The organism is Prosthecobacter sp. (genome assembly GCF_049294395.1).
Lineage (GTDB): Bacteria > Verrucomicrobiota > Verrucomicrobiia > Verrucomicrobiales > Verrucomicrobiaceae > Prosthecobacter.
This window is the reverse complement of the sequence record NZ_JBAQCR010000377.1, coordinates 1-2,428: the sequence shown is the minus strand read 5'-3', so window position 1 is coordinate 2,428 and position 2,428 is coordinate 1. Positions and strand designations below refer to the sequence as shown.

Annotated in this window: 2 protein-coding genes; both read right to left on the bottom strand. The window is 61.2% G+C overall.

Annotation, left to right across the window (positions count from 1 at the left end; translation table 11 throughout):
* Positions 1 to 1,403, bottom strand: a 1,403-nt coding sequence (locus tag WAW39_RS25345) for a PA14 domain-containing protein (protein WP_422321951.1), incomplete at its 3' end; no start/stop codon positions are given.
* Positions 1,404 to 1,484: 81 nt separating this feature from the next.
* Positions 1,485 to 2,428: L-serine ammonia-lyase, iron-sulfur-dependent, subunit beta (locus WAW39_RS25340; protein ID WP_422321950.1), on the bottom strand; the 944-nt coding region annotated here is incomplete at its 5' end.

Below are 2,428 nucleotides of genomic sequence, written 5' to 3'. Positions count from 1 at the left end.
GTGGCTGTCTGCATGAGTTTTTTGTCAGGGATGGAGTCCCACAGCGTCAGGGCCAGACGTGAGGCAAAGGCGAAGTCGTCGGGCTTTTCGCTCTCGCGCAGTTCGGGATAGAGAAACTGCGGGGACTTCAGCGTGAAGAGCACCACGCGCTTCACGGCCTGCTCCGGGCTCTTGGCAGTGGCGAACCGCTTTTCCACATAGAGCTGCTTTTGCTCATCTGTGAGTGGACGGCAGAAAGCGGCTTCGACGAAGGTGAAGGCGAACTTCTTGAGTTTCTCCAGGCGGTCTGGCGCGTCAGCTTTGGTGCCGGCGAGTTCGTTCAGGTTTTCCTCCACGTGTTCGGCGGTGGAGATGGCGGCCTCCGTGGCGGATTGATCCCAGCCTTTGGATATGGAGGTGCCGCGCTCATAGCCCACGCTGCGGTCGTCGGCTGGAAAGTTGGTGCGCACGATCATGAGCTCACGCGGGCGGTCGGTGCGCAGCGCGTGCTGGGGGATGATCTCTGTGACGCCATGGGGCGGCTTCCACAGGAGTTCGATGGAGGCGGACTGCTCTTTGAATTTAAAATGATCCAGCCGCAGCCGGTAGGCGCGGCCACCGACGAGGAAGATGCTTTTCTTTTCCTCGCGCACGGTGGGGCCGGCGCTCACCCAGGCATCGATCAGGGCATCGTTTTCAGTGGTGTCATTGATCCAGAGGCGTGCGCCATTTTCGGTCTTGAGGATGAATTCGTAAACGCCCGTTTCTTCGGCAACCACGCTGCCTTCCCAGGTGTCCTGAAACTGCTCGGCTTCCATCTTCGCATTGTCCGGACTGCCTGCGCCAAAGTGAAACGCGACCTGCGGATCGACGCGCTCAAACTTGTAGTTGGGGCGCTTGGCTTTGATGCCGTCTTTTGGAGTGGTGTCCACTGCCTTCTCGCCGGGCTTTGGCAGTTCGACGCCGCGATAGCTGGCTTTCAAGCCTGCCTCGGCATTGACGGGGCGGTCAAATCCCGGGCCCATGCGAAAGCGACCGATGAGATCCATTACGGAAGCGCGATACTGAGCGATGGTCAGGCGGCTCAGGTCCTGATCTGGTGGATGGCTGCGAGCCTGCGCTGCGGCGGAATAAAAGGACTCGTAGATGTAGGCGGCCACCTGTTTGGCATCCTCACCCACGCAGGTGCCTTCCTTGTCCTCCGGCATGGTGCGTTCGATTTTGCGCGTCAGCGCATCCAGGGTGAGATCGCCGGTGAGGGGATCGTCAAACTTGTCCTTCACGCCCTGGCCTTTGGCCCCGTGGCACTCCTGGCACATCTTTTGGTAAATGACGGCACCGGGATGCTCGGCGGCAGGAGCGTACGCCGTCAGCAGGCCAAGCGTGAGCCAGGCAAATCGAGAATGGGGGGATGTTTGAGCCATGAAAGGGGGTGAAACTTGGCTAAGAGAATAATCCTTTCACCGCAACCCTCTTTCATGGAACTCGCGCATGGAGGCGCGGGGTCAATGGCAGGCGCAGCCACCGCAGCCCTGCGCTTTGCGAGCGGCCAGTTTCCGCTCGATCTCAACTGAAGTGGGAGTGACAGCCAGTCCTCCGAGGGAGGTGCAGCGGTGCTCGCGGGGCATCATGGCGGCGACGTTTTTGGCGGCGTCGATCACTTCATCGAGGGGAATCAGCGGATCAAAATCGGCAATGGCCATGTTGGCACAGGAGAGGGCGTTGCTGGCAGCCATGACATTTTTGCCGAGGCAGGGGGCTTCGACGCGATTGGCGATGGGGTCGCAGATCAACCCCAGCATGCTCTGAAACGCCATTGATGCGGCGGCGATGGCCTGATCCCGCGTTCCGCCTGCGAGTGTGACGAGTGCGGCGGCGGCCATGCTGGCGGCCGCGCCACCCTCCGCCTGGCAGCCGCCTACCTCTGCGGCAAAGGTCCAGCGAGTGGCGATGAAGACGCCGATGACTCCGCTCGCGAGCATGGCCAGAGCCATGTCCTCCTCGGACTTGCCGAGAGCCTCCGCCATGCCGATCACCGCACCGGGCAGCGCCGCACAGGCACCTGCGGTCGGAGCAGCGACGATGACGCCCATGGAGCTTTTAACTTCCATCAAGGCGGTGACGTAGAGCACGATGCGATTGAGTGCTCCGCCATCGAGGAGCTTGCCCGCCTGCATGAGCTCATTGAAGCGCCCGCTTTGATGTCCGAGTACGCGATCTTCATATTGCGTGCCCGCAATGCCGCTGGTGATCGACTTGCGAAGGATGCGCACGATGGCGATCATCTTGTCGATGACTTCACGCTCGGTGAAATTTCCGCGCGCCATTTCATACTCGACGGCCAGTCGCCACAGTGGCGTGTGGCGCTCGCCATCGTGGGTGAGCATCTCAGTGCAGCTTGTAAACGGCACGCGCATGTCTTTGCGCGAAGGGACGGGGAGCACGGGGG